The sequence below is a fragment of the Paenibacillus sp. FW126-R14 genome, from assembly GCF_058789495.1.
In genome coordinates, this window is sequence record NZ_JBYTBS010000001.1 from 79,777 (window position 1) to 103,327 (window position 23,551).

Here is a 23,551-nt window from a genome sequence, read left to right on the forward strand (position 1 = left end):
AATAAGGAGGAATTACGATGGGATTGGATTTTGGATTGCAGTTATTCTCGGTTAGAAAAGCATTGCAGCAGGATGCAGTAGGCACATTAGAAAAAGTGGCGGAAATCGGGTATCGGAATGTGGAGCTTGCCGCTCGTTACGATGAACACTTGGGCTTTCAAGTTGCCGGCTTAACAGGCTCCGAGTTGAGGAATCATCTCGAACATCTCGGCTTGAAAACTGTTAGCTGCCATGCGATTTTTAATGAAACAAATTGGGAACAACTGATTCATTTTGTTGAGGAAGCAGGCAGTCCGACCGTCATTATGCCCATTGCCTTTTTCAATAACAGACAAGATGTCCTTGACTATTGCCGCTTTTTGAATAAACATGGAGAGCTTGCGAAGAAGAGGGGGATTCAGCTGTATTATCATAATCACTTCCAAGAGTTTCAGGTATTCGAGGGAGAGAAGATTATCGATACGATGCTGCAGCATACGGATAAAGAACTGGTGAAGTTTGAATTGGATACGTACTGGACGGTAAGGGGAGGAGAAGATCCTGTTCACTGGCTGAATAAACTTGGGGATCGGTGCGATTTGATTCATCAGAAGGATTTGCCGGCCACTGCGCAGCCGGTTAGCTTTTTCGACATCTTCGGAGCGGATTCACAGATTACACTGGACACGTTATACAAAACACAAGAAGCACAGCATTTTACTGAAATCGGGGAAGGGACGCTAAACATCGCTTCCTACCTGGATGCGTTTCGTTCTTTGGGACATGCCAAGTATGTGTTCGTTGAACAAGATATGACGGCTCGGGATGAATTGGAAAGTATTGCGCTCAGCTATCGGAATATCGTTAAACTTCTTAAATAGGAATAACCTGAGGGGGATGCAAATCCCCCTTTTCATGTTTTCAGCAGCAAAGGAGAGTAGGAATGAAACCACGTTTGTTTCTATATATCGTTGGAATTACTGCATTGGTAGGCGGGTTTGCACAAGTGATGTATACACCCATCTTGCCGCAGGTTCAACAGGAACTGCATACCAATCATTTTCTGATTAATTTGACCGTTACGCTATATACCGTTACGATGGCGATCATGCAAAGCATTATCGGGCCGATCGTAGATCAAAAAGGAAGAAAATCTGTGCTGTTAATCGGTCTGATTGTATTTACTACGGCATCGTTGGGCTGTGCTTTCGCACATTCCGTTACGCAGCTGCTTCTGCTGCGCATTATACAGGGTATCGGAGGAGCTGTGATACCGGTTGTAGCGATTGCTGTCATTGGCGATTTATTTGAAGGCAAGGCGTTGATTAAGAGCATGGGTACTTTTCAGCTTTTGATGGCTTTGTCTCCCGCGCTCGGACCGCTGATCGGCGGTATAATCGGCGGGCAGTGGGGGATGTTGGGCGTATTTTTATTTCTAGGGTGTGCAGGCCTTCTGTTACTGATTGCCGTCTGCGCATTCCTGAAAGAAACACGGCCAAAATCCTTAGAACAAAAGCGATTCTCCATGCACGGCTTTGTTACCGTCTTTCAGCAGCGAAAAGGGATGGCACTTCTGCGGATCTGCTTTTTTCAGGCTTTATCCACAATGACGCTCATCGTCATGCTGCCCCGTATTTTTCTGCATCAATTCGGAATGGGGGCGGAAGGAACCGGGATTGCTTTTTTGTTAATGGCTCTATCCTTTATGATCGCTGTGAGAATCGGTGTTAATCTGCAAAACAAGTTAGGGACAGCGCGGGTTTTTGTCTATGCGACTTGGTTGAATGTATTCTCGTATGCGTTCATCGGTCTAGCCTCCATGGTGTCCCTGCCTCTAATGATTGCTGCTTTTTGTATATTCGGTATGACATACGGGTTATCGATGCCTCTTCCTTCAACGCTCATTTCCGAATGGTTTCATGATCATCGGGCTGCTGCTAACGGTGCGTTAAACATTGTTCGTTTTATGGGGACGGCAGCAGGCCCAATGGTGGGTACTTTCTTATATATAACAGAAAACAACCTGATTTTGTTCGGTTCATTGATGTTCATGTATGCGCTTAGCATGTGGGGGAGCAAACGATTATTGGTCGCAAAGGGCGCTGCATGCGCGGCTGTACCGTGCGGTGGTGCCATTCGTTCAACTACCGGGCAGGATACTTGAATTGTTGAATTATTTCTCTAATAATATTAAAGTTAATAAATTATTATTATTTTGATATTGAGGGGGAATGAAACCATGCAAATACGTGAAATTGAAGAACAGGACAATCAAACCATAGAGAGAATTATTAAACGCTCATTGGAATCGTTTAACCTAAACATTCCGGGAACAGCATATTTTGACCCTCAACTGAGCAGTTTGGCACAATATTACAAGGAACAATCAAATTCAAAGTATTGGGTTGCCGTGAACGAACAAAATGAAGTGGTTGGCGGTGTGGGAATTGCACCATTTGGGCAGGAACCGGGAATTTGCGAGTTGCAAAAGCTCTACATTACACCCGAAGCTCAAGGGATGGGTCTGTCGAAAGATCTTATGAAAGTAGCGCTCGACTTCGCCAAGGAACACTATACACACTGTTACTTAGAAACATTGAAGAAACTTCAAGCAGCAAATCTCCTTTACATCAAATTAGGTTTTCAACAACTTGAAAGACCACTAGCTGGTTCAGATCATAATGCTACAGACGCTTGGTTTATAAAAGAGTTATCGTTTTAATAAGGAACGAAGCTGCCGACACGATCGGCAGCTTCATTACGTTTATCTTAAAATATAACCGCCATCCGGATAGAGTGTGCTTCCAGTCGTATACCCATTGGTCATTAAATAGACCGCAGTATGAGCGGCTTCGTAAGCGTGGCCGACACGACCCAGAAGATTCAATCGGGTATACGCTTCATAGGCTTCATCTCTGACGGCTTGCTCAGCACCTTCCCAGTTAAAGGAAGTATGAATCGTCCCCGGAGAGATCACATTCACTCGGATGGGAGCAAGCTCGACAGCTAATGCTTTTCCGAGGCTTTCTATGGCCCCGTTGCAAGCAGCATAAGAGGCTCCGTCCGCCAACGGCCGTTGGCTAAATGCGCCCGACATCAAGACGATCGAGCCATTCGGGTTCATAGAGGGCACACCATATTTCACAGCATGGTATTGCGGCCAAAACTTGGCGTCGAAGCAGCTTCGTGCCACATCCAAGTCAGAGGTAATCGGTCCTCTCACATAGGAAGCGCCTGGAGTAAATAAGTGATCAAAGCTGCCAATCCGATCAAAAAAAGTCTTTAATTCCTCTACGTTTCTATTATCTAACGTAAAGATTTCAATGCCATCATTCCCAAGCCATTGACGGGCTTGTTCCAACTTCTCCAATGAACGACCGGCAATAACAACCTGCCCGCCCTGCTCAAGCGTTTGCTTGGCAACGGCTAGACCTATACCGGAGCTGCCGCCGATGATCACGACTCGTTGATTTTGTAATGTGTTATGGGACATTGTTTTCACCTCTATACAGTAATGAGAAGCAGGGTTCGGTTACAGTTTCTATTATTAGACAAGCTCCGCAGGCTGCCAAGTACGCACTTTTTTCGTACTTAGTATGAAATTTCGTACTATATAGAAGCTTAGGATGGGGAGAAGTCATCGTGCAAAAGTTGTCCACAGCAGGTATCATAGGGAGGAGGGGGCGTATAACGATGGATTTAAAAGAACCTAGGCTCAAAGGCGTACTTGCAACACTTCAAATGATGGGCAGCAAATGGAAGCCGCTTATCTTATTTATATTGTTAGTGGACGGAACCAAACGATTCGGGGAGCTTCGGCGCCTTATTCCGGATGTATCGCAAGGGACATTGACAAAGCAGTTGCGCGAGCTTGAAGAGGATAATTTGATAGAGCGCAGCATCTATCAAGAAATTCCTCCGAAAGTGGAGTACAGCTTAACGGAGCACGGCAAAACGCTATCCACGGTATTGGACAGTATGTGTGGTTGGGGACGCAAACATTTGGAGTTGGTGGAAAGCCGCAAAGATTAAACTTTGTGATTTCAGTTCGTCCAATCAGAGTAACCCTGGAATGAATAAGATATGACAGTGACATGATTTTTCGCAGGTATCTTCTTCATGAAAGGGGAGTATGTATGATTCGTAAATATACGACGGGACCTCTGAATAACCTAACGGAGAAAGACAAGACTGTATCCAGCTTTATTGTTGCGAATTCGCTAAACCAGCATCAACATAAGAAGGCTAAAGTAAGAATTAAAGTGTATGCATTAAACGGAAAGAAGAAATTGATTCATAATATTGCGTTTATCGTGAAACCGAATGCCTCCACATACAATAGCTTATTCGTGGGAAAAGCGAAGCAGTATGAGGTCCAATTTATTACCAATCAAATGAAGGTTCAATTTGCATCGTTTGGGATTAGTCCCAAAGATCGGTATGTTGCCGCACATCGCGTACTTAACAGTGAATTAACAAGAATCGTATGAGTATACGTAAAGCCGGTTCTTGAAACGACAACAACGCCTAAGTCGGGGTTCCGATCTTAGGCGTTGTTCTTTATGAGGCGCCTTGATTACTTAAAAGGCAAATTAATTTCAACGGTTGTTCCTCGGCCGACTTCGCTTTGAATTTGAATGGTTCCGTGATGCTCCTTGATTATTTTGTAGCAAACCATTAAACCTAGTCCTGTTCCTTTTTCCTTCAAGCTGAAAAAGGGTTCGCCAAGATGGGCAATTCTGTCCTGCGGTATACCGTATCCGTGATCTGTGACTCGAACCGAAACGGAATCCATGTTGTATTTGATCCTAATATCAATTTGACCGCCGTGAGGCATCGCTTCAATGGCATTTTTCACAACATTAATAAACACTTGGTTAAGCTGGTTTTCATCGCATTCAATGAACCGATCCTCAGATTCCGATTCGATCAAAATCTGTACATTGTGCATGGTCGCAAGGGGATAGAGAAAAGAAGCGACCTGCTGGACGATAACTCCTAATTTCCTCCTTTCAAATTTTACGATTTGCGGCTTTGCCACGGTCAAAAATTGGTTGGAAATCCATTCCATTTGTTGAATTTCGGTTAACATGACATCCAAGTACCAACCGTCTTTATCGGTTGTTTGGGACTTCAGTAAAGTGAGGAACCCTTTGAGTGTCGTAAGCGGATTGCGAATTTCGTGGGCAATCCCTGCCGCCAGCTGCCCGACAACAGCAAGCTTCTCCGTTTTACGCAGCAATTCTTCGGTTTGCTTTATTCCCGTAATATCTCTTGAAATTAGCACATACGCAACGGTATTGCCTTTGCTGTCAAAGAGCGGGGAGGCGTAATTGCTGACGTCAATCAGGCTGCCATCCTTGCGCTGTCTAACGGTTTCATAAGGGATGACTTGACGGGAACTGAACACATTGTTGCGAATTTCTTCTAATTCCCACTTCATGTGGTCAGGAATCGTTGGGTTCGGCTTACCGAGCAGTTCCTGTTCCGTCCAGCCAAATATTCTTTCAAAAGATCTGTTGGCTTTGACAATATGAAGATTGGCGTTGACGACGAGAACCGCGTCTTCGGTATTGCCGAAGTAGAACTCCAGCTGTTCTTTCGTAGACTTCAAGTCTTCGAAGATTTGTTGATGATGCGGAGCGATATCCCGGACTGCTTCATAAACGCCGACGATTTCGTTTTCCACAATGATCGGAAAGCTCTTTACCGAGACAAGGAGACTATGCCCCTGCTTATGCCGGAAAGCCGTGTCATATTCCTGCTGCTTTCCCTTTGTTGAATTGGTAAAAGCCCGCAATTTTTGTTCGATGTAGTCAGGGAATGTGAAGTCTTCGACCATGATGTTTCGCAGTTCGCTCGCATCATAACCAAGCATTCTTTCCGCAGCCGGATTGGCATCGAGGAGAACTCCTTGTAAATCATAAGTAAAGATGGCGTCCGGATGATGTTCGAATAGCGACTTGTAAAATTGATCTTGTTTTGAAACTCTTTTTTGACTTTCAACTGCTTCGTTTTTACTTAGTGGTGAGGAGGAGGCAGGGAACTGCCGGAAATCCGGTAAATAGTTGAAAACGGCAATGTCCGGCGGAAGGACATTGATAATCGAGCCGATGGCCACTCCGCCGTAAAAATAAGGCGAGAGTTCAAATAGCCACAATTTATTGTCATCCTTCAATTCCCAGTTTGCCTTGAAAGGAAAAGATTCTTTAATAAAAGATGTATGATCGAAACGATGTTCGGGCGAGATCCAGCCTTTTTTGTATAGCAGTTGAGAAGCTTTAATGACTCGTCCTCCGCGGTCCAGAACCGCTAGCGGCAGAGTCGTTCTTTTGGTTTGCTCAACAAAATATTGAGACAGCCGGAAACGTTCGAATTTCAATTGACTATAGAGCATATTTTCGATTTCTTGGGCCACCATAACAACGGCATCCAGAGATTCCGGTTCAAATACCGTCCAAAAGCTAGTTAGATCGATAACACCGAGTACTTTCCCTGTAGCGGGATCGTGAATGGGGGCGGCTGAACATGTCCAACCATGAATATCTTGGCAAAAATGCTCGCTGGCAAACACTTGAATCGGGACTCCGGTGGCGAGGGCTGTTCCAATGGCATTCGTCCCTGCACTGCCTTCGCTCCAATCGGAACCGGGCGAGAAGTTAATGTCTTCCGCTTTCAACATTAAAGACATATCGCCGTCAAAGTAAATCATTTCGCCGGCCGCATTGGAATAAGTCACAAGGTAGCCGGTATTTGCGGCAAGCTGCTTCAGCTTCTTTAAAAACGGTTCGACCAATTGGAATAGCGGATCAGACGTCACGTATTCTTGAATTTGATCAATTCCTAAGTTATTAGAGGCTTTACTAAGGAGAGGATGGACTCCTTGCTCCATGCAGCGCTGCCAAGATTGGTGCATAGAAGTTCTGACATTAAGCTGTGAGAAGCTTCCGGACATAAACTTTTCCCATTCGTGTTCGATCGTTGCTTTTTCACTTTTCAGAGAACGGTTAAAACGGAATGTCTCGAATTTATGATTTGCCATAATTACATCCAATGCCTCCTGCCATAACCTCAATGATTGTTACGGAATTGATAAGAATGGGGTTTTCATTAGGTATTATATTATAATAAGAAATGGATTCCCATAATATACATGAAATTTTACATTCTCTCACAATAAATCAGCGGCAGTCTGGGACTTGATTTCTTCGGTCCAAGCTGTCGCTGTTTCCATTTCTAAAAGGCGAATCGAAGAAGCCAAAAAATTATAATAAACGGATAAGTAATTCTATTTTTCTATCATAATGTAAGTGCTATCATTTTGATCAAGGCAGCGGAAATCTCATATCCTATGGGAGCAGCTACCAGAGTTGAAGCAGCAGTGATCATTTACATAATTCACAACGAATAGGAAGTTTCCGCCTTGTTTTGTTAGCGCATTCAAAATTGAAGGAGGATGAACGTGTGGGAAAAAAGATCGTTTCTCTGTTGTTGATGATTTCCATGCTGGCAGGATTGCTGCTTGGCATGCCGACGACCGGGGCAGCTGCCGAAGACAGCAGCTTGATGCTCTGGTATCGGTTTAATGAAGGCACGGGCACCACAGTTGCCGATTCTTCGGGCAATAACCGCAGCGGTAAACTGAGCGGCACCTACAGCTGGACGAAGGGGCCGGATGGCTCCGGCGCCATAAGTTTGGATGGCAGCAGCGGATTTGTACAGATGCCGAATGCCATTCTTACCGGTCTAAGCAGTGTTACGGTGGCAACCAACGTATTCGTGGATCAGGCGAACAGCAACCCTTCGTGGGTGTTCACCTTCGGTTCCTCAACCAACCCGAACGGCGATGCGAATGCCCATTACATGGGGTTTCTGCTGGAAGCCGGTGCTTATCGGGCCATGCTGGCGACAGCCCGCTGGACGAATGAGCAAAGTACAAAGGTGTCTTCCGATTTTGTCAAAGGCGTATGGAAGCATGTCGCCTACACGCAAACCGGAACTACCGGAACCATGTATGTGGATGGGGTTCAAGTAGCCCGGAATACGGGTGTAGCCTTTACTCCGGCTCAGATGGAGTCAACCATTGCCAACTATATTGGCAAACCGGCCTACACGGCCGACAGATTTTTCAAAGGGAAAGTATCCGATTTCCGGTTATACAACCGCGCTTTAAGCGCTTCGGAGGTGAAGGATCTGGCAAGCAGCAGCGACTTGGGTTCCGTTGCCCAGGATATGGCCGCACTCACTTTGGGCGATACGAGTGAGGTGATCACCAATCTGAGCTTGCCGTCAGCAGGTGCATTTGGTAGTGCCATAACATGGAGTACGAGTGACGCAAGTGTCATTACGAACACAGGCGTAATTACGAGCGGAGCTGCCGACAAAACGGCCACGCTGACGGCAACGATCGACAAAGGAGCGGCATCGGCTACCAAAACCTTTGCAGTAACCGTGAAAAGCAGCGATGTGGCTACAACCAGGTTCCTCCAAGAGGAGGCGGCCAAGCTTGCTGTTCGTGATGCGGATGCGCTTCGCGGCAATATTACGCTGCCCCTGACAAGCGATAAGGGAGCGGCGATTACATGGAAGAGCGACAAGCCGGATGTCATCAATACGAATGAAAGCGTAAATGAAAATTATGACAATACGCCGCCGGGCGTCCTAACAAGACAAGCCGTCGATACGCAGGTAACCTTAACGGCAACCCTCTCCTATAGCGGGAAAAGCTATGAGAAGACAATACCCGTTACCGTTAAAGCCAAACCGAAGACACTTACACCGTCGGATATGAAAGAATATTTATTCTCCTATTTTACAGGTGAAAGCTCAACCGGTGAACAGACTTATTTTGCCACTAGCAAAGACGGCTTGCGCTGGAAGGACCTGAACGATTTGAATCCAGTCTTGACCTCGGACATAGGGGAAAAGGGCGTTCGCGATCAGTTTATTTTACGGTCAGCTGAAGGGGACAAGTACTACATCCTTGCGACCGATTTAAGAATTGCCAGCGGGAAAGGCTGGACTACGGCCATGCATAGCGGAAGTACGTCGCTGGTGATCTGGGAGTCGACGGATTTGGTCAACTGGTCATCTCCAAGATTGGTGGATGTAGCGAGTGGCATTCCGGGAGCGGGATGTGCGTGGGCACCTGAAGCTACCTATGACGAAAAGACGGGCGAATACATCGTCTATTGGGCCACGATTTCACAACAGCCTGACTCGACGTGGAAAGCGATCGTCTATTATGCAAAGACAAGAGATTTCTACACGTTTACAACGCCGCAAAAATTTATTGAGCGTCCTTCGCATGATATCATCGATACAACCATTATTAAAGTCGATAATAGCAAATACAAATATTACCGCGCTTCGGGAGACGGTCAGATTACGATTGAAGGAAGCAACCAATTGCTTCATAGCGATTGGGATGTCATCGGCACGCTTCAGTCCGTAGGAAAGACAGGCAGCGATGTAGAAGGCCCTGAAATCTATAAGTTCAACGACAGGGATGAATTTGCCATCATAGCGGACCAGTATGCGACAGGAAAAGGGTATCTTCCGGTATTAACGAATGATCTCTCCGATCCTTCAACGTATCACATTCCGGATGCCTCGCAGTATTGGTTTGGCGTGAATAAGAAGAGACACGGCGGACTGCTCAGCATCACCCAGGAAGAATACGACAGAATTATGGCCAAATGGGGTGACGTGCCTGTCACGCCTAACGAACAGCCGCAGCAAAATCCCATTCTGGCATATAATTTTGACGAAAGCAGTACGGGCGGCACCATCAAAGATTCTTCCGGAAACAATTACACGGGTTCTTTGAACGGAAATGCAAAAGTTGTGTTCGATCAGGAAAAGAACTCGCAAGTGCTGTATCTGGACGGATCCAGCGGGACGTTTGCGGCTTTTCCGCAAGGCTTCTTCGACGGCCGGGATACGGTGACGATTTCCATGGACGTGAAGCCGGTGACCGTATCGGGCAATTTCTTTACCTTCGCAATCGGAAAGAACACGACTAAGTACATGTTTTTGAAAACGATGGACACCCAAATTCGAAACGCGATTACGATGGGCTCCTATTCCTATGAGGAGGAGGCTAAAGCCACAACGGCATCGGTCGCTAATAAGTGGATGAACATTAAGCTCGTGATGACGCCTACCACGATGACCTTATATAAAGATGGTGTTCTATTCGCGCAAAACAACAATCTGAACGTGCCGATATCGTACTTGGGCAAAGATGTGCTGGCATATTTGGGGAAATCGTTCTATTCGGGAGATGCTTACTTCAAAGGCAATTTCGATAACATACAAGTATACAACCGCGCGTTGACGGCGTCGGAAATAGCCGGCGAAGGAGGAGGAGCGGTAACCGGAGTGTCGCTGAACAAATCTGCTTCGGTACTTGAGGTAGGGAAGAACGATACACTCGTTGCTACAGTCGCACCAAGCCATGCAAGCAACAAGGGGGTCACCTTTGCTTCAAACAGCGCGGCAGTGAGCATATCCTATCCTGTCTACGATGCACAAACCGGAACCACAAGCGTAACGATCACCGGAGTGTCTGAAGGAAGCGCAGTGATTACGGCAACGACAGCGGATGGCGGAAAAACCGCGGTATGCACGGTAACCGTAACCACACCTAAAGTTGAGGGCCTGAAGCTGTGGTATAAGTTTGATGAGGTTAGCGGAACCATCGCGGCGGATTCTTCAGGCAACGGGTATAACGGTGCTTACGTGAACACGCCAGCATGGGGGACGGGCATGAGCGGGGGCTCCTTCAAAATGAGCGGCGGCAACTCCCAGTCAACAGCGCCCTATGTGAAAATACCTAACGGAGTACTAAGCGGTACCAATAATATAACGATTGCTTCCTACGTGAAATGGAACAGCTCCACGACCGTCAATCAATGGTTGTATGCGCTTGGTATAAATTCGAACCAATATATATTTACATCTCCATACAATGGATCCGGTCTGCTGCACTCGGCCATTACCAATTATAAAGGAACTTCTTCAAATTATGGGTACACCACGGAGGAAAAGTTCACGGCATCCACGGGATTAACAGGAAATACGTGGAAGCATGTTGCGCTTGCCATCGACTCGGATAACCATACGGGAACCATGTATGTAGACGGAATACCTGTAGCAACCAATACGAATGTCACTATTAAGCCATCTGATTTATATGATGCAAGCAAGGATTATTCCGGATATATCGGCAAATCGTTCTATTCCGCCGATCCGTATTTTGCAGGAGAAGTTGACGACTTCCGCATCTACGACAGGGCGCTTAGCGCCGATCAAGTGGCGGAATTGGCAGGTCCGCTGCTGCCTACGACCAGCATCGTCAAGGCAACTGCGTCCGGGCTCAAATACGATGCCATTATCGATAGCGCAACCTCGAAGATAACACTGGCTTTAAAGCCCGGAGGCAACATCCAAAGCATCGCACCGGCATTTACTTTGTCGAGCGGAGCGACAATCAGTCCGGCATCAGGCTCTGTGCAGGATTTCAACAATCCCGTTACGTATACGGTGACAGGCAAGGACGGGAAAACCCAGCAATGGACGGTTGCCGCTGTCATTGCCAACAATCCGGTGCTTCCCGGCCTGTATGCAGACCCTGAGGCGGCAGTGTTTGGCAACAAATTTTATATTTATCCTACTACGGACGGATATCCAGGCTGGGCGGGCACTTCCTTTAAAGCCTTCTCCTCCGATAACCTTATCGATTGGAAGGACGAGGGGATCGTCTTCGATCTGCAGACCGATGAGAACTGGGACGGCGCCGGCAAGTATGCATGGGCTCCGGCCATTGCCGAAAAGAACGGCATCTATTATTTCTACTATTGTGCAAACAAGAGCATAGGAGTTGCAACGTCGACCTCGCCGGCAGGCCCGTTCAAGGATGCTCTTGGCAAAGCATTGATCGCAGCCGGTGACTACAGCGGCCAAATGATTGATCCTGCGGTATTCAAGGATGACGACGGGCAATATTACATGTACTTCGGGCAAGCGCCGGGGTATGTAGTGAAATTGAATGACGACATGATTTCCCTGAACGGCAAGGCTCAGACTCTCTCGATCAGCGGGGACTCCTTCCACGAAGGCGAATTTATGATCAAGCGCAACGGCATCTACTACTTGATGTGGTCCAAGAATGATACCGGCAGCGAAAATTACCAAGTGGTTTATGCAACCGGATCTTCGCCAACAGGTCCTTTCACAGGTAAAGGAATTATTCTTCAAAAGGATCTGTCTCTTGGCATCAGAGGAACGGGGCACAGCTCCGTTATCAAGATACCGGATAAGGACGAATACTACATTGTCTATCACAGAATGGCCATTCCGGACGGAAAAGACGGCTACCATCGTGAAGTCTGCATAGACAAGCTGGAGTTCAACGCCGATGGCACGATCAAGCCCGTAGTGCCTACCCTGGGGGGCATATCGACGCCGGTTTATTTACCGGGCCATGGGGCCGTTCCTACGGCAGCGCTAAGCGGCGCTGCGACGGCATACCCTGGGCAATCCATTGATCTGACCTACCGTTTAAGCGGGGTGACGGACCGCATATATGCCCATGACATTACGCTTGCTTATGATTCGGATCGATTGGAATTTGAATCCGTACTGCCGCTTCGCGAAGGGCTGAAGGTCGTCAGAATATCGAGTCAGGCTCAAGGAAAGCTCCGGTTACTGGCAGCCGATGTGAGCGGCGGACAGATGGACGCTAACGCCGATTTATTCAAGTTCGTCTTTAAAGTCAAAGGTCAGGCCCTCCTTGGAAGCGTGAGTGTCAGCCCAACCGACTTGCTCATTGCTAACGGCGAGGGTGTCGAACAATCTGTAACCGGAATACCTTACAGCGTGAGCATTGTTGCGCCTCCAGGGGTACCGGGCGATGTGAACAGCGACGGTAAAGTATCGGTTGGCGACCTGGGTATCATTGCCGCCGCGTATGGCAAAACATCGGCCGACCCTGACTGGGCGAAGTACCAGAGTGCGGATATTAACCATGACGGCAAGGTGGATATTGAGGACCTCGCAGCCGTGGCAAGACTGATTTTGGGTTAAAATCATAGAAAGTGCCCCGCATGACGAATGAGGATTCGGTCGTGCGGGGCACTTTATTTGGCGTACTGCCGATGGCTACGAGGATTCGACGTTTGAGCTTGACCTTTTATTTTTCTCCGAACTGGTATGTGTAATATTGAGGTCAATATGGATATCATGGAGGGTATCGTCGGTAATCAAGCTGTCTTCCGCTTTGGACATGGCTTTCCATTCACCGTAATGATACCGGAATAAATGATACTCCAGATTCAAGATATCCGTCTTGTTAGCAATCCCCGTTCGGAACAAGCTGCGGATTTCGGCTTCGATCGCTTTCTCCGTCTCGCCGGTTAATTGTCCGAAATTGAGCAGGTTATCTTTGGTCCGGCTGACTACATATCCTGTCGCTTTCAATTTGACGTCATATTGGGGCCGATCCCCGCTGTTCCGATATGCAAGGTTCGCTTTGGGATTGTCGACGACGACTTGTACCGTCGGATCTTTACGATCCGGTACGGGGATGCCGGCGCGTACTGTACCTGCCTTAACCCAACGCAGTCCTGATAATTCTTTCATGGAAATATAACTTTTGTACGCATCGCTTTTGAGAAATATCGCCCCGTCGATTTTCAGTTTGGGCTCAGGCTTATTTTTTTCCGACCACTGTGTTTTATTAACCGACAACGTCGGGATGCACGAAGTAAATCCCGGTTCATTGATCTGTCTCATCAATTGTTGAAGCTTGATCGAAGTCACGTAGGAAGTCTGGGAGTGTATCCCTTTCGGCTCGTGAAGAATGGTGCTGAGGGGAGACCGCTGGAAAAATCCGGGTACGGAGAAAATATCTTTGACCGATTCTCTCGTGGCATACACCCACGGCGTCAGACGATATTCGTGATAACGGCTAAAGCTGTCATAAAATCCTTTTATCCCTTCTTTCAATGCGCTTTCGCTAATCAAAATAACGGTCACGTGCCCCCAAATGATTCTTTCCTGAGCGGTTTCATAGGTCTGGAAAAGCGCCTCTTCAAAGGTGTAGCCGACCCCTTCGCCTATCCATATTCTCGCTGGCCCTTTCTTACCGTCGGAAGTTTTCGCAACGTTCTGGAAATCGATGAATTGTATATATCCGTAATACTTCCCATCCTTGAAATCGACGCCGATGGCGTTCGCGTAATTCAATTTTTCAATATTTTTCATATCGGTGGCGCACCCCGAACCGATTAACAATTCAACGATCAAGACAAGTGTACATATCGATTTGCGCATCAGTCTGCTCACTTTTTTTGTTTTTTTAACATCGGAGTCGAGAAATGGGATCGCTTGAACGGATTGACCAAAAAAGCAGCCAACCATTCTTTAAACCGCAAAGAGGCTATCGGCTCGAGAAAGGCTAATCCGAAGCTTTCGAGCTTGCACAAGTAAATCAGGATGACGAACATGGCCATGATGAATCCGTACACGCCGAGGAAAGCGGAGGCTAACGTGATGAAAACCCTGAGAATGCTGACTGTGCCGGACAAGGATTGATTGACGAGCGAAAATGTAGCCACTGCCGAAATGGCGATAACGACGAGCAGCGTGGGAGAAGCAAGGCCTGCCCGGATGAGAGAGTCTCCGATGATCAGACCGCCCACAATGCCGATTGTCTGCCCGACTGCTTTAGGCATCCTGACGCCGGCTTCCCGAAGCAATTCGAACAAGAAAAGCAGCACCAGCGATTCAACGACCATAGGAAACGGCATGCCATCGCGGGAAATGACGACCGTCGACAATAGAGCTAGCGGAATCTGATCCAGATTCACGGTTGCAATCGCCATCCAGAATCCCGGTAAATAAATGCTTAGAATCAATCCGATGATTCTAAGCATCCGTTGAAACATAACGTAATAATAAGGAAAATGAACGTCTTCAGGCGTTTTGAGCAGTTCCAGAAAATTGCTCGGCCCGATGAGCACCATGGGAGATCCGTCGACAATAATAGCGAATCTTCCACGCAGCAAAGTTTCTATGACATAATCGGGCCGACCGATATAATCAATCAAAGGAAACAGCGAGTAAGTCCGATTCGACAGCCACTGTTCGAGCTGCCCGCTGCTCAGAACGCTTTCCGTTTGAAGAGATTCCAATCGATGGCGCACCTCGGCAATCATGTCCGGATTTGCTTTGTGGCTCAGATAGAGCAGCGATACGCGGGTTTTGCTCAAATTCCCGACGACGAACATTTCGCTGAATAACAGTCCCGTTTGCAGATGCTTCCGAATCAGAGCCATATTCGTAAACAGCTCTTCCGTGAAAGCATCCTTCGGTCCTTTAATCGAAATTTCCGTGCTGGATTCTTGTAAGGCGCGTTTCGGAATATCGGAAATGTCTACGACCCAAAAGTCGGTATTCCCAGCGTAATATAGGATCAGTTGGCCGTTGAAAAGCGCTGCAACCATTTCTCCGATCGACTTTTTTTTGACGAACAGAGGCAATGATTCCGTTTGCTCCAAATCTTCGCCCGGATGGACGTCTGCCTGGCTGGCATATAGGCACACGGTGGCGAAATACCCGTTTAGCTGATTTTTATCAATCATCCCTTCGCAATAGAGAGCCGTTAGTTTGTCCGACAGCTCCGGCAGCGGCAGCGGAGGAAAATAGATGTCGGAATATTGAGAGAAGACTTGAATCAGTGCCTCTTTCTGCAAGGTTCCATGGCTCAGATTATCGTTCAACTCCGCAAAGAGCGTAACTTCCTCGGGGGCTAGATTCATTCAATATCCTCCTTTCCTCTTCGGCATAAAGGAAAACACATAGAGAGCAGCCAACATGGCGATTCCGAAAATGAAAGCGAACGTATAAAAGTAGCGATGGGTGGCTTCCTGTATCTTAATGTCGCTGATTTGCAGGAGTGAAGGTATGGAAACAAGAGCCGTAATGCAGCCTAATACGGTTTGGCGAAACTTCGGGAATCGGCCTATGATGAGTTCGGTCAGCAAATGCAAAAGCAGGGCTGATCTTGTCACACTGCCGGCCATCAGTTGAAATACAGCCAAAAAATCGACATGAGAGATGTAGTCTCCAATCATGACCAACCGCCATTGTTCGAAGGCAGGAAATCGCATATTGCCGGCTTCGGCAGGACCAAACGCGGATAAGGACCCCAGGGTAGGTCCGGCAACAAGACCGATCAGCAAGGTTAGCAGGATAAAAAGCGTTCCGAAATTAATAGGTTTGCTCATTTTTTGCTGCAGCAGCAGCAAGACCAGCAGCTCTATGCTTCCTCCGAATACAATTACCCCTCCATGCAGCTCCGGACCTAATCCTTCCACAAAGAAGGGACGAACGATGCCATAATCCTTGCTGTTCATGGTAAACAAGGAAATGCCGATACCCAGCAACCACACGATCGGCAATAAAACGGTAGACATATAGACGATCGTTTTGAGTCCCGATCGTGCCGCGCTGTAAGAAACAAGCACAAAACTGAGAACGACTACGGTGTTCGGCGTTCTGGGAAGCAAGTAAATGTTTATGTTTCTTGTTGTATCGAAGATGATCAATATCCCTAAGATCAGGAGGTATAAGACCAATACGCCGCAAACGAGCCAACATCCGATTGTTCCGATCCGGTCTTTAAGCCAATCGTAAAATGTTGTAGCGCGCATGGATTTTAAAACCAAATACAATACCAAACTCCAGCCTAACAAAACCACATACCCAAGCAGAATGCTGAACCAGGAGTCCCGTCCTGCCGCTTGGATAAGATGAGGAATAATGAACACATGATTCGAGATGCCAAGCGACAGCAGCAGCATGAACAGGATCTGCCGTCTTGAGAAAGTTGACTCCATCGCTTCCCCCCGGAAAAAGGATCATAGTATGTATTGGTATAGTATCCATAAATGGAATCTATATACATGTAATATCCGTACGACGAACCATCCTGCCCAGCAGAGGCTTTCGCGTTGTGCAAAAGCCTTCATCCAATCAACTCACGTATGGCCCTGGCAAATCGGGCTATCCCCAGTTCAATATCCTCCGGCTTCGTTCTGGCGAACGTAAACCGCACGTAACCCGAATCCGAACCGTACACACTCCCGGGTACAAAAATAATTCCTTTCTTAATGGACTCCTCCAACAATTTAGCGTCCGGAATATTCGGGATCAATTTGCACCAGAAATGCAATCCCCCTTCTGGCGCGGCGTACTCAATTAGACCTGAAAGCTCCTTCTCCAAGGCTCCGATGAGTAAATCCCGTTTGAATTGAAGTTGGATACGCAATCGTTCCAAATGAGGACCCAAATAAGAGGACTGTAGAAATTGTCCCGCTACTAGCTGCGGAATGATGCTTAATCCAAAATCCATCTGTTGTCTGGCATCGGCTAGTCGTTCCACAATAGAACGGGGCGCTACCATCCAGCCTATCCGCAAGCCGGAGGCTGCGATCTTGGAGAATGAGCCAATATACAGAATTGAACCCATCGTATCCATGGATTTGAGCGGTAGAGGAGGAACGCCATCATAAGACGTTAAGCTATAGGGATCATCTTCTACAACCGGAAGTCCTAATTCGCTAATGATATCAAGAAGACGCTTACGTCTTTCATTACTTAGTACCGTTCCCGTCGGGTTCTGGTAGCTCGGATTCAAGAACACCATCTTAATGCGATGTTTTTTGTATAAAGTGCGAATATCTTCCGGCTGTATGCCATGATTGTCGACCGGCAGGCGGAACAAACGAAGACCAGCCGATTGAAACATAGGCAGCGAATAGCAGTAGGAAGGATCTTCAATCGCAACGGCATCGCCAGGTGAAAGCAGACATTGCGTGATTAAATATAACGATTGCTGGGATCCCGATGTGATCAGAATGGAGGATTCCGTTGTCCGAATGCTGCGATAATTGTTCAAGAAGTCTACTAAAGCCTCTCTTAATAGAGTCGAACCTTGAGGATTATCGTAACCCATATAAGACGTATATGCGTTTCTACTCATTAATGTAGCTATTTCATCTGTGGGTGCTAAATCAGCCGATAGTTCAGGGCTCGCAAAATCAATCAGCGATGGATTCTGAGCTAACGCTTCGCGGATTCTTCGCAAAAAGGGCAGGTTCGGAAGAAAGCTTCCTCCTTCGGCAAAGCGGCTCCAGTTCGGAGTATGCTTCGGAGTGGCCCCCCATTTGGTTGTACTTACCCGAGTTCCGCTGCCCGTATGGCTTTCGATGATCCCAAGGGATCGGAGTTCGGCGAATGCAGAAATGACGGTGCTGCGGTTCACATCAAACAGTTCAGCAAGCTTCCGCTCAGAGGGCAGCAAACTGCCCGGAGGAAACTCCCCATATGAAATTCGTTGCTCGAGATGATCGGCAATTTGTTCGTAAAGCGCTTTTTTCGTATTGCGTTCAGGTTTCCACATCTTAAAATCCCCTTGAATAATCAATCAAACGACACAAATTTTAAATTTATAATACCACTTATCTACGAAAAATAATCGATGTTTTCGGCTTTATCATTTAGCATTCTGTGAACATGGATGGTCAGTGGATGGCATAAAAAACGGATGGATTGGTTGGTTACATTCGTCCGCTTCAATTTTATGATAGTAGTAGCTTACGGTTGATGTCATAGACTGTGGAAAGGAGATGGGCCAATTGGCAGCTTCGATATCTTTTATTTTGCTTTGTTGCGCACTTGTAGCAAGTCCTTTGGTTATCGCTATAGAGGGGGCTGCTCTCATTCGTAAAGATGAGCTTGAGATGAGTAAATCGTAGAGGAGAATTACAATGAATAATTCACATAGCAACAATTACGAACAAAAATTGGATGGACTTCTACCGTTAACGATTATTTTCTTTCTCTCCATTTTTTCAGGTTTTTTCTATTTTGTATTTAATGAAGTTTTATTGAAGTAAAGCTATTGTAGCGAAGGAACGCAAAAAAACACCCCTAAAGAGGAGGTGTTTTTTTGTCTTAAGCTGTGAGTTATCTTGATTTGGACTCATTGAGTCGGCCTACAAGCAACCCGTACATCAATAGAGCGAACAGAGTAATTATAGAAAGGATCCATAACACTTTGCCATAAGATACTACATCCATCAATGACGCAGTATAGGTAATGCCTATCGAAACGGCCACATTCAACACCAAGTTGTAGAATCCAATGGCTGTTCCCGATTTTTCTACAGGAATAGTGCTTATACAGGAATCGAGCATCGGTGCGTACATGAAGGCGAATGCCCCCGAGAACAGCAGCATGGAGAGAACATAGACAATAATTGAGCTACCAATAAGTCCGGGCAAAGCAAGGCTGCATGCGATAATAACCATAGCAACGGAAACCGCTTGCTTATTGGTCAATACTTTGGCAATTTTTCCTGATAGCGCCCCAACCAGCACCGCTGTTAGATAACCTGGAATCAGCAGCAATGAGATCTTGTCGAGCTGAAGACCATACATCTTCTGAAGCAGGAAGGGGAAAATAAAGATATAGCCCAGCTGAACGGAATAAATCACAAAGGCGATGGCCAGAATGGCGGCGAACCGTTTATTTTGGAAAAAGGAAATCCCAATGAACGACTTCGTGCTCTTACTGATGTAGCCAAGAAATAGCCCCGCCGCAGCTGCGAAAATCACAATAAAGAGCCAATTGAAATTCGTTAAATACAGCATGACTGAGGTAGCGATGGCCGAAATCAAAAGCAGACCGATGAAATCGACATGGCTCTTTCGGGATTGTTCCTTTGGCAAATATTTAAGAATGAAGGGAAGCAGGATTAAGGACAGCAGCGGAATTAAAAATAACATTGACCAATTTAAGTAGGTGGATACGTATCCTCCCGTAACGGAGCCGATAACAAGGGAGAGCGAATAGCTGCTAGTGCTGAATCCCAAAAACTTTTTCTGCTCCTCTTTGGGCAGATGCTTCGTGACATAGATCACATATAAAGTCTCAGCGGAGGCCAAGCCTGCCGTCTGGATCATACGCGCAATAATAACAAGCAAGAAAGAGTGCTGAAAAATAAAACCTATAATAGAACCTATACAGATTAAAATAATACCTGCACTCAGCAGTTTTCTAATACTGAAAGAGTCGGCCAGAGAGGCATAGATCACGGCGCCAATGCCAATCACAAGCCCAGCAAGGGAGGCCTGCCAGCTAACCGCGGCTGCCGATATTCCCAAATCATCGGCAATAGCTACCGAAACCAGCTTAAAGGAGTTATCGATAATCAAGGCAAAAATGAAAAAGAGCAAAATTACAGGCACAGCCTTTTTGGCCTGAAAGGATGGGGCAATTTGCAGTGTTTGTTCAGTTCGTGTAGCCATTAGCCATTTTCCTTTCGTTAAACGAAATGGTTAAGCAAGTTCCAAGGCAATTTCCATCATTTTGGTGAAAGACGTCTGTCTCTCTTCAGGGGACGTGGATTCATGTCTGAAAATATGATCGCTGATCGTCAAGATACATAGTGCATTAACGCCTGCATGGGCTGCGTTCATATACAGTCCTGCGGATTCCATCTCGGCGCAAAGAATGCCCATTTCACTCCATCTCTTCAGTGCCGTTGGATCTGCATTATAGAAGATATCGCTGGAGAGCACATTGCCTACATGAACCTTTTGCCCTTGCGCATCCGCTATTTTCTTGGCTTTTTCCAACAGCTCGAACGATGCCGTAATCGAATAGTGACCTGGGAGATTGTATTGATATCCATAATTGGAATCGGTTGCAGAACCCATTGCAAAAACAATATCATACAGGTTCAAATGATCTTGCATCGCTCCTGCGGAACCGATCCGAATAAGATTTTTAACACCGAATACATGAATCAGCTCCCATGAATACAGACTCATGCTTGGAGTGCCCATTCCGGTTCCCATCACGGATATTTTTCTGCCCTTGAAAGTTCCCGTGTAGCCCAGCATGCCGCGGACTTCATTGAACTGGACAACATTATTCAGATAGGTCTCTGCAATAAACTTCGCTCTTAAAGGATCGCCTGGCAATAGAATCGTCTCAGCAATCTCTGCTCCTCCGGGTTTAATATGCGGCGTTTCTTTATTGGATGTATTCAATGTACATCTCACCCTTCTTTATGAATTTGTATAGTTGTATAACGACTTGTCTAATTGGTACATAGATAAAATACCATACATCGTAATCCATTATCAACTCTTTTTTGCGGGATGCAAAATAGGCAGCCGACTCTCCGTTATGGAGATCCCGCTGCCCTGCAATTATAACGCCCTAGCTATGTCTATTTCGAAGCGTTGATCCTAATCTGGCTAAATTCTTTAGGAATGTAGTATTTATTGTATACAATAGGGTGCTGTTCATTTACATATAGACTTTCCAGCAGCAAGTCACACCCTTCGCCGCTATCAAGTTCAAATATTTGAGATGAGGTATTCAGCACCGTGGAATGCTTGACCTCCACCGTTGCAGAGTTAGCCAACTCATAGATCTTATTCTCCAGCATGTCCAGCAGTTGCGCTTCATTCTGAAGGTCCAAGTTGAGTTCTGTTACGGCCTCAATGGCCATAAAGGTAAATCCGAAGGCCACTACCTGATCTTTGCTTTTGTACCAACGTTCAATGGCTACCACCGCGGTGGCTTTCCTGTTCAGGACCTCTTTGGTGTAGTCACTCTCCAGGTCCAGTCTGAACTTTATTTCTACATGATCAATGTCCTCTGTATGGCACTTATAAATCGGATTCCCGATTTTCTCCAGGCCCACCTTTGTCTCGGTGATTCGAGATCGGGTAACAAAGTTGCCTTTACCATGAATGCTCTTCACCAGCCCGTCATCCTGCAATAGAGCCAGAGCTTGTCTTAACGTCATTCTGCTTACATCGAACATTTTGGCTAGTTCAGGTTCCGTAGGCAATTGGCTGTCGGGGGGGAACACGCCATTCATGATTTGTTTGAAAAGTTCATCGTATACGGTAAGGTAAAGCGGTTTTTTGGATTTGGCCAGCTGTTCCGTCTTTATTTCCATTAGTTCACACCTATATTCTCCTAATTCATCAGTTAAGGAACATTATATCATGTGATGGTGTGTTTGGAAGCCCATACATGATTACGCACTTGTTTGGTTATTAATTCAGAAGCGAGAGATTGGTTTCGACCTGGGGTTTCATCTAGACGCTTCTAAATTTTCTATGTATAATAAAGTAAATTTCTGGTATGCGTAACTGGCGAAACGTAGAGGACTACGGGGGAGCGCATATTTCATACAGCCGATCGCCTGGGCAGAGCGTTTGATCCGTTGGGTCGAAGGCTCTTTTTATTTCTAAGGAGATGATGTCGATGGAATGGGTAAAGCAGGTTGGCGTTGTGTTGTACGATAAGGTAGATATGTTGGATTTTGCCGGTCCTCATGATGTGTTTGGGGTGGCTGGATACTTGGGTGGGAATTTTCAGGTCTTTACGGTAGCCGAAAAGAACACCCCTTTGACAACCGTTAGCGGCATCACGATTACTCCCCAATACAGCTTCGATACTTGTCCAACGATAGACATCCTCATCGTCCCCGGAGGTTTGGGGTCTCGGACAGAAATAACCAACTCGCACTTGATCGCTTGGGTTCGCGAGTCGGCGGGCAACGCCGAGATTGTGCTTTCGGTATGTACCGGAGCCCTGCTGCTGGCGAAAGCCGGGGTGCTGGAGGGGCTTCGGGTGACAACGAATCGGATGGCGTACGACCTTTTACGAGGCATGGTTTCACCAGGTGCAACAATTGTGGAGAATGCTCGGTATGTCGATAACGGCAAAATTATCCTGTCAGGCGGTGTCACTACAGGGTTCGATGCGGCGCTGCATGCCGTTGCAAGGTTGTGCGGCGAATCGTTGGCGATGGAAACGGCTTCGCGGTTGGAGTACCGCTGGCATAACAAGCTGGACATTCGAAGAGCGGGACTGGAGGATGCGGAAGCGGTACGTGGACTTTTGGCCGGTGCGGCACAGTGGATTCAGCGGACGCAGGGCTTTGTCCAGTGGCGCGAGGAGCGGTTTACGCATGCGTACGTGTCCGATGTGATCGACCGGCATGAGGTATTTGTGGCGGATATGCATGGTGTGCCCGTCGGCTGTTTTTCCGTTCAGTGGGAGTATGAAGAGATCTGGGGAGATCAGTTCCACGAAAATGCCGGCTATGTACATCGGCTGGCTGTTTCCCGGGATTGTCTAGGCATGGGAATCGGCACGCGGCTGCTCAATTGGGCTGATGGCTATGTCAAAGACCAAGGCAAAGCTTGGCTGCGTCTGGATTGTATGGCTGATAATGCGGCGCTTAATGGGTATTATGCCCGTCAAGGTTTTGCGTTTTGTGGACGCTATGAAGGTCAAGGCTGGAGTGCGCACTTGTACGAACGGCGTATCGCAGGAAATGCAGATGTGAAATAACGCTAATGAGGGTAAAACACGTGGGGTTAGATCGTATCTCGTTGAGCTTTTGAGATTATGAGCGGTGAACCCTACCACAGGTAACGGCGAAAAATTGAGGTTGAGGGAACGTTACTT

The 23,551-nt window shown here is 46.8% G+C and carries 16 protein-coding genes and 1 riboswitch; of the genes, 7 read left to right on the plus strand and 9 right to left on the minus strand.

The annotated features are described in order from the left end of the window. The first annotated feature begins 17 nt into the window (after window positions 1-17). From AC3WRW_RS00300 to AC3WRW_RS00310, 3 genes are all read left to right on the plus strand, one after another. Window positions 18-860: a sugar phosphate isomerase/epimerase family protein gene (locus tag AC3WRW_RS00300; RefSeq protein WP_492543860.1), complete on the plus strand. Its 843-nt coding sequence runs from the start codon at window positions 18-20 to the stop codon at window positions 858-860. Window positions 861-922: 62 nt separating this feature from the next. Then, window positions 923-2,143, plus strand: a complete 1,221-nt coding sequence (locus AC3WRW_RS00305; protein WP_492543862.1) for an MFS transporter — start codon at window positions 923-925, stop codon at window positions 2,141-2,143. Between the two features lie 75 nt (window positions 2,144-2,218). After that, window positions 2,219-2,701: a GNAT family N-acetyltransferase gene (locus tag AC3WRW_RS00310; RefSeq protein ID WP_492543864.1), complete on the plus strand. Its 483-nt coding sequence runs from the start codon at window positions 2,219-2,221 to the stop codon at window positions 2,699-2,701. A gap of 42 nt (window positions 2,702-2,743) precedes the next feature. On the opposite strand, the gene AC3WRW_RS00315 is transcribed toward AC3WRW_RS00310, so the two are convergent. Continuing rightward, the gene (locus AC3WRW_RS00315; RefSeq protein WP_492543866.1) at window positions 2,744-3,472 is read right to left on the minus strand and encodes an SDR family oxidoreductase; all 729 of its coding nucleotides are present in this window, start codon (window positions 3,470-3,472) and stop codon (window positions 2,744-2,746) included. A 200-nt stretch (window positions 3,473-3,672) separates the two neighbouring features. Here AC3WRW_RS00315 and AC3WRW_RS00320 point away from each other — a divergent pair, with 200 nt between their 5' ends. Then, window positions 3,673-4,011: a winged helix-turn-helix transcriptional regulator gene (locus AC3WRW_RS00320; protein WP_492543868.1), complete on the plus strand. Its 339-nt coding sequence runs from the start codon at window positions 3,673-3,675 to the stop codon at window positions 4,009-4,011. Window positions 4,012-4,115: 104 nt separating this feature from the next. Continuing rightward, complete coding sequence (locus AC3WRW_RS00325; protein ID WP_492543869.1) at window positions 4,116-4,469, plus strand: hypothetical protein; 354 nt, start codon at window positions 4,116-4,118, stop codon at window positions 4,467-4,469. An 86-nt stretch (window positions 4,470-4,555) separates the two neighbouring features. On the opposite strand, the gene AC3WRW_RS00330 is transcribed toward AC3WRW_RS00325, so the two are convergent. Further along, window positions 4,556-7,021, minus strand: a complete 2,466-nt coding sequence (locus AC3WRW_RS00330; RefSeq protein ID WP_492543871.1) for a PAS domain S-box protein — start codon at window positions 7,019-7,021, stop codon at window positions 4,556-4,558. Between the two features lie 422 nt (window positions 7,022-7,443). Between AC3WRW_RS00330 and AC3WRW_RS00335 the strand changes: the two genes are divergently transcribed. Further along, complete coding sequence (locus AC3WRW_RS00335) at window positions 7,444-13,068, plus strand: family 43 glycosylhydrolase (protein WP_492543873.1); 5,625 nt, start codon at window positions 7,444-7,446, stop codon at window positions 13,066-13,068. Between the two features lie 75 nt (window positions 13,069-13,143). On the opposite strand, the gene AC3WRW_RS00340 is transcribed toward AC3WRW_RS00335, so the two are convergent. From AC3WRW_RS00340 to AC3WRW_RS00370, 7 genes are all read right to left on the minus strand, one after another. After that, window positions 13,144-14,403, minus strand: a complete 1,260-nt coding sequence (locus AC3WRW_RS00340; protein WP_492543875.1) for a Ger(x)C family spore germination protein — start codon at window positions 14,401-14,403, stop codon at window positions 13,144-13,146. Next, complete coding sequence (locus AC3WRW_RS00345; RefSeq protein WP_492543877.1) at window positions 14,325-15,803, minus strand: spore germination protein; 1,479 nt, start codon at window positions 15,801-15,803, stop codon at window positions 14,325-14,327. Before AC3WRW_RS00345 ends, AC3WRW_RS00340 begins: the two co-directional genes overlap by 79 nt. After that, window positions 15,804-16,883, minus strand: a complete 1,080-nt coding sequence (locus tag AC3WRW_RS00350; RefSeq protein ID WP_492543879.1) for an endospore germination permease — start codon at window positions 16,881-16,883, stop codon at window positions 15,804-15,806. 128 nt (window positions 16,884-17,011) lie between these two features. Beyond that, complete coding sequence (gene pdxR, locus AC3WRW_RS00355) at window positions 17,012-18,448, minus strand: MocR-like pyridoxine biosynthesis transcription factor PdxR (RefSeq protein WP_492543881.1); 1,437 nt, start codon at window positions 18,446-18,448, stop codon at window positions 17,012-17,014. Between the two features lie 566 nt (window positions 18,449-19,014). Further along, on the minus strand, window positions 19,015-20,358 hold the full coding sequence (locus AC3WRW_RS00360) for an MFS transporter (RefSeq protein WP_492543883.1): 1,344 nt from the start codon (window positions 20,356-20,358) through the stop codon (window positions 19,015-19,017). A gap of 30 nt (window positions 20,359-20,388) precedes the next feature. Next, window positions 20,389-21,105 carry a purine-nucleoside phosphorylase gene (gene deoD, locus AC3WRW_RS00365; protein ID WP_492543885.1) on the minus strand — a complete coding sequence of 239 codons (717 nt, stop codon included), beginning with the start codon at window positions 21,103-21,105 and terminating at the stop codon, window positions 20,389-20,391. 182 nt (window positions 21,106-21,287) lie between these two features. Beyond that, window positions 21,288-22,028 carry a GntR family transcriptional regulator gene (locus tag AC3WRW_RS00370; RefSeq protein ID WP_492543887.1) on the minus strand — a complete coding sequence of 247 codons (741 nt, stop codon included), beginning with the start codon at window positions 22,026-22,028 and terminating at the stop codon, window positions 21,288-21,290. Between the two features lie 182 nt (window positions 22,029-22,210). Further along, window positions 22,211-22,290: riboswitch (ZMP/ZTP riboswitch) on the plus strand. A gap of 49 nt (window positions 22,291-22,339) precedes the next feature. Here AC3WRW_RS00370 and AC3WRW_RS00375 point away from each other — a divergent pair. Beyond that, on the plus strand, window positions 22,340-23,434 hold the full coding sequence (locus AC3WRW_RS00375) for a GNAT family N-acetyltransferase (RefSeq protein WP_492543889.1): 1,095 nt from the start codon (window positions 22,340-22,342) through the stop codon (window positions 23,432-23,434). Window positions 23,435-23,551: the final 117 nt, after the last annotated feature.

Coding starts and splice junctions, on each gene's coding strand:
- AC3WRW_RS00375 (WP_492543889.1), top strand. CDS start 22,340: ATGGAATGGGTAAAGCAGGTTGGCGTTGTGTTGTACGATAAGGTAGAT.
- AC3WRW_RS00300 (WP_492543860.1), top strand. CDS start 18: ATGGGATTGGATTTTGGATTGCAGTTATTCTCGGTTAGAAAAGCATTG.
- pdxR (WP_492543881.1), bottom strand. CDS start 18,448: ATGTGGAAACCTGAACGCAATACGAAAAAAGCGCTTTACGAACAAATT.
- AC3WRW_RS00320 (WP_492543868.1), top strand. CDS start 3,673: ATGGATTTAAAAGAACCTAGGCTCAAAGGCGTACTTGCAACACTTCAA.
- AC3WRW_RS00350 (WP_492543879.1), bottom strand. CDS start 16,883: ATGGAGTCAACTTTCTCAAGACGGCAGATCCTGTTCATGCTGCTGCTG.
- AC3WRW_RS00310 (WP_492543864.1), top strand. CDS start 2,219: ATGCAAATACGTGAAATTGAAGAACAGGACAATCAAACCATAGAGAGA.
- AC3WRW_RS00370 (WP_492543887.1), bottom strand. CDS start 22,028: ATGGAAATAAAGACGGAACAGCTGGCCAAATCCAAAAAACCGCTTTAC.
- AC3WRW_RS00325 (WP_492543869.1), top strand. CDS start 4,116: ATGATTCGTAAATATACGACGGGACCTCTGAATAACCTAACGGAGAAA.
- AC3WRW_RS00330 (WP_492543871.1), bottom strand. CDS start 7,021: ATGGCAAATCATAAATTCGAGACATTCCGTTTTAACCGTTCTCTGAAA.
- AC3WRW_RS00360 (WP_492543883.1), bottom strand. CDS start 20,358: ATGGCTACACGAACTGAACAAACACTGCAAATTGCCCCATCCTTTCAG.
- AC3WRW_RS00305 (WP_492543862.1), top strand. CDS start 923: ATGAAACCACGTTTGTTTCTATATATCGTTGGAATTACTGCATTGGTA.
- AC3WRW_RS00315 (WP_492543866.1), bottom strand. CDS start 3,472: ATGTCCCATAACACATTACAAAATCAACGAGTCGTGATCATCGGCGGC.
- AC3WRW_RS00345 (WP_492543877.1), bottom strand. CDS start 15,803: ATGAATCTAGCCCCCGAGGAAGTTACGCTCTTTGCGGAGTTGAACGAT.
- AC3WRW_RS00340 (WP_492543875.1), bottom strand. CDS start 14,403: ATGGTTGGCTGCTTTTTTGGTCAATCCGTTCAAGCGATCCCATTTCTC.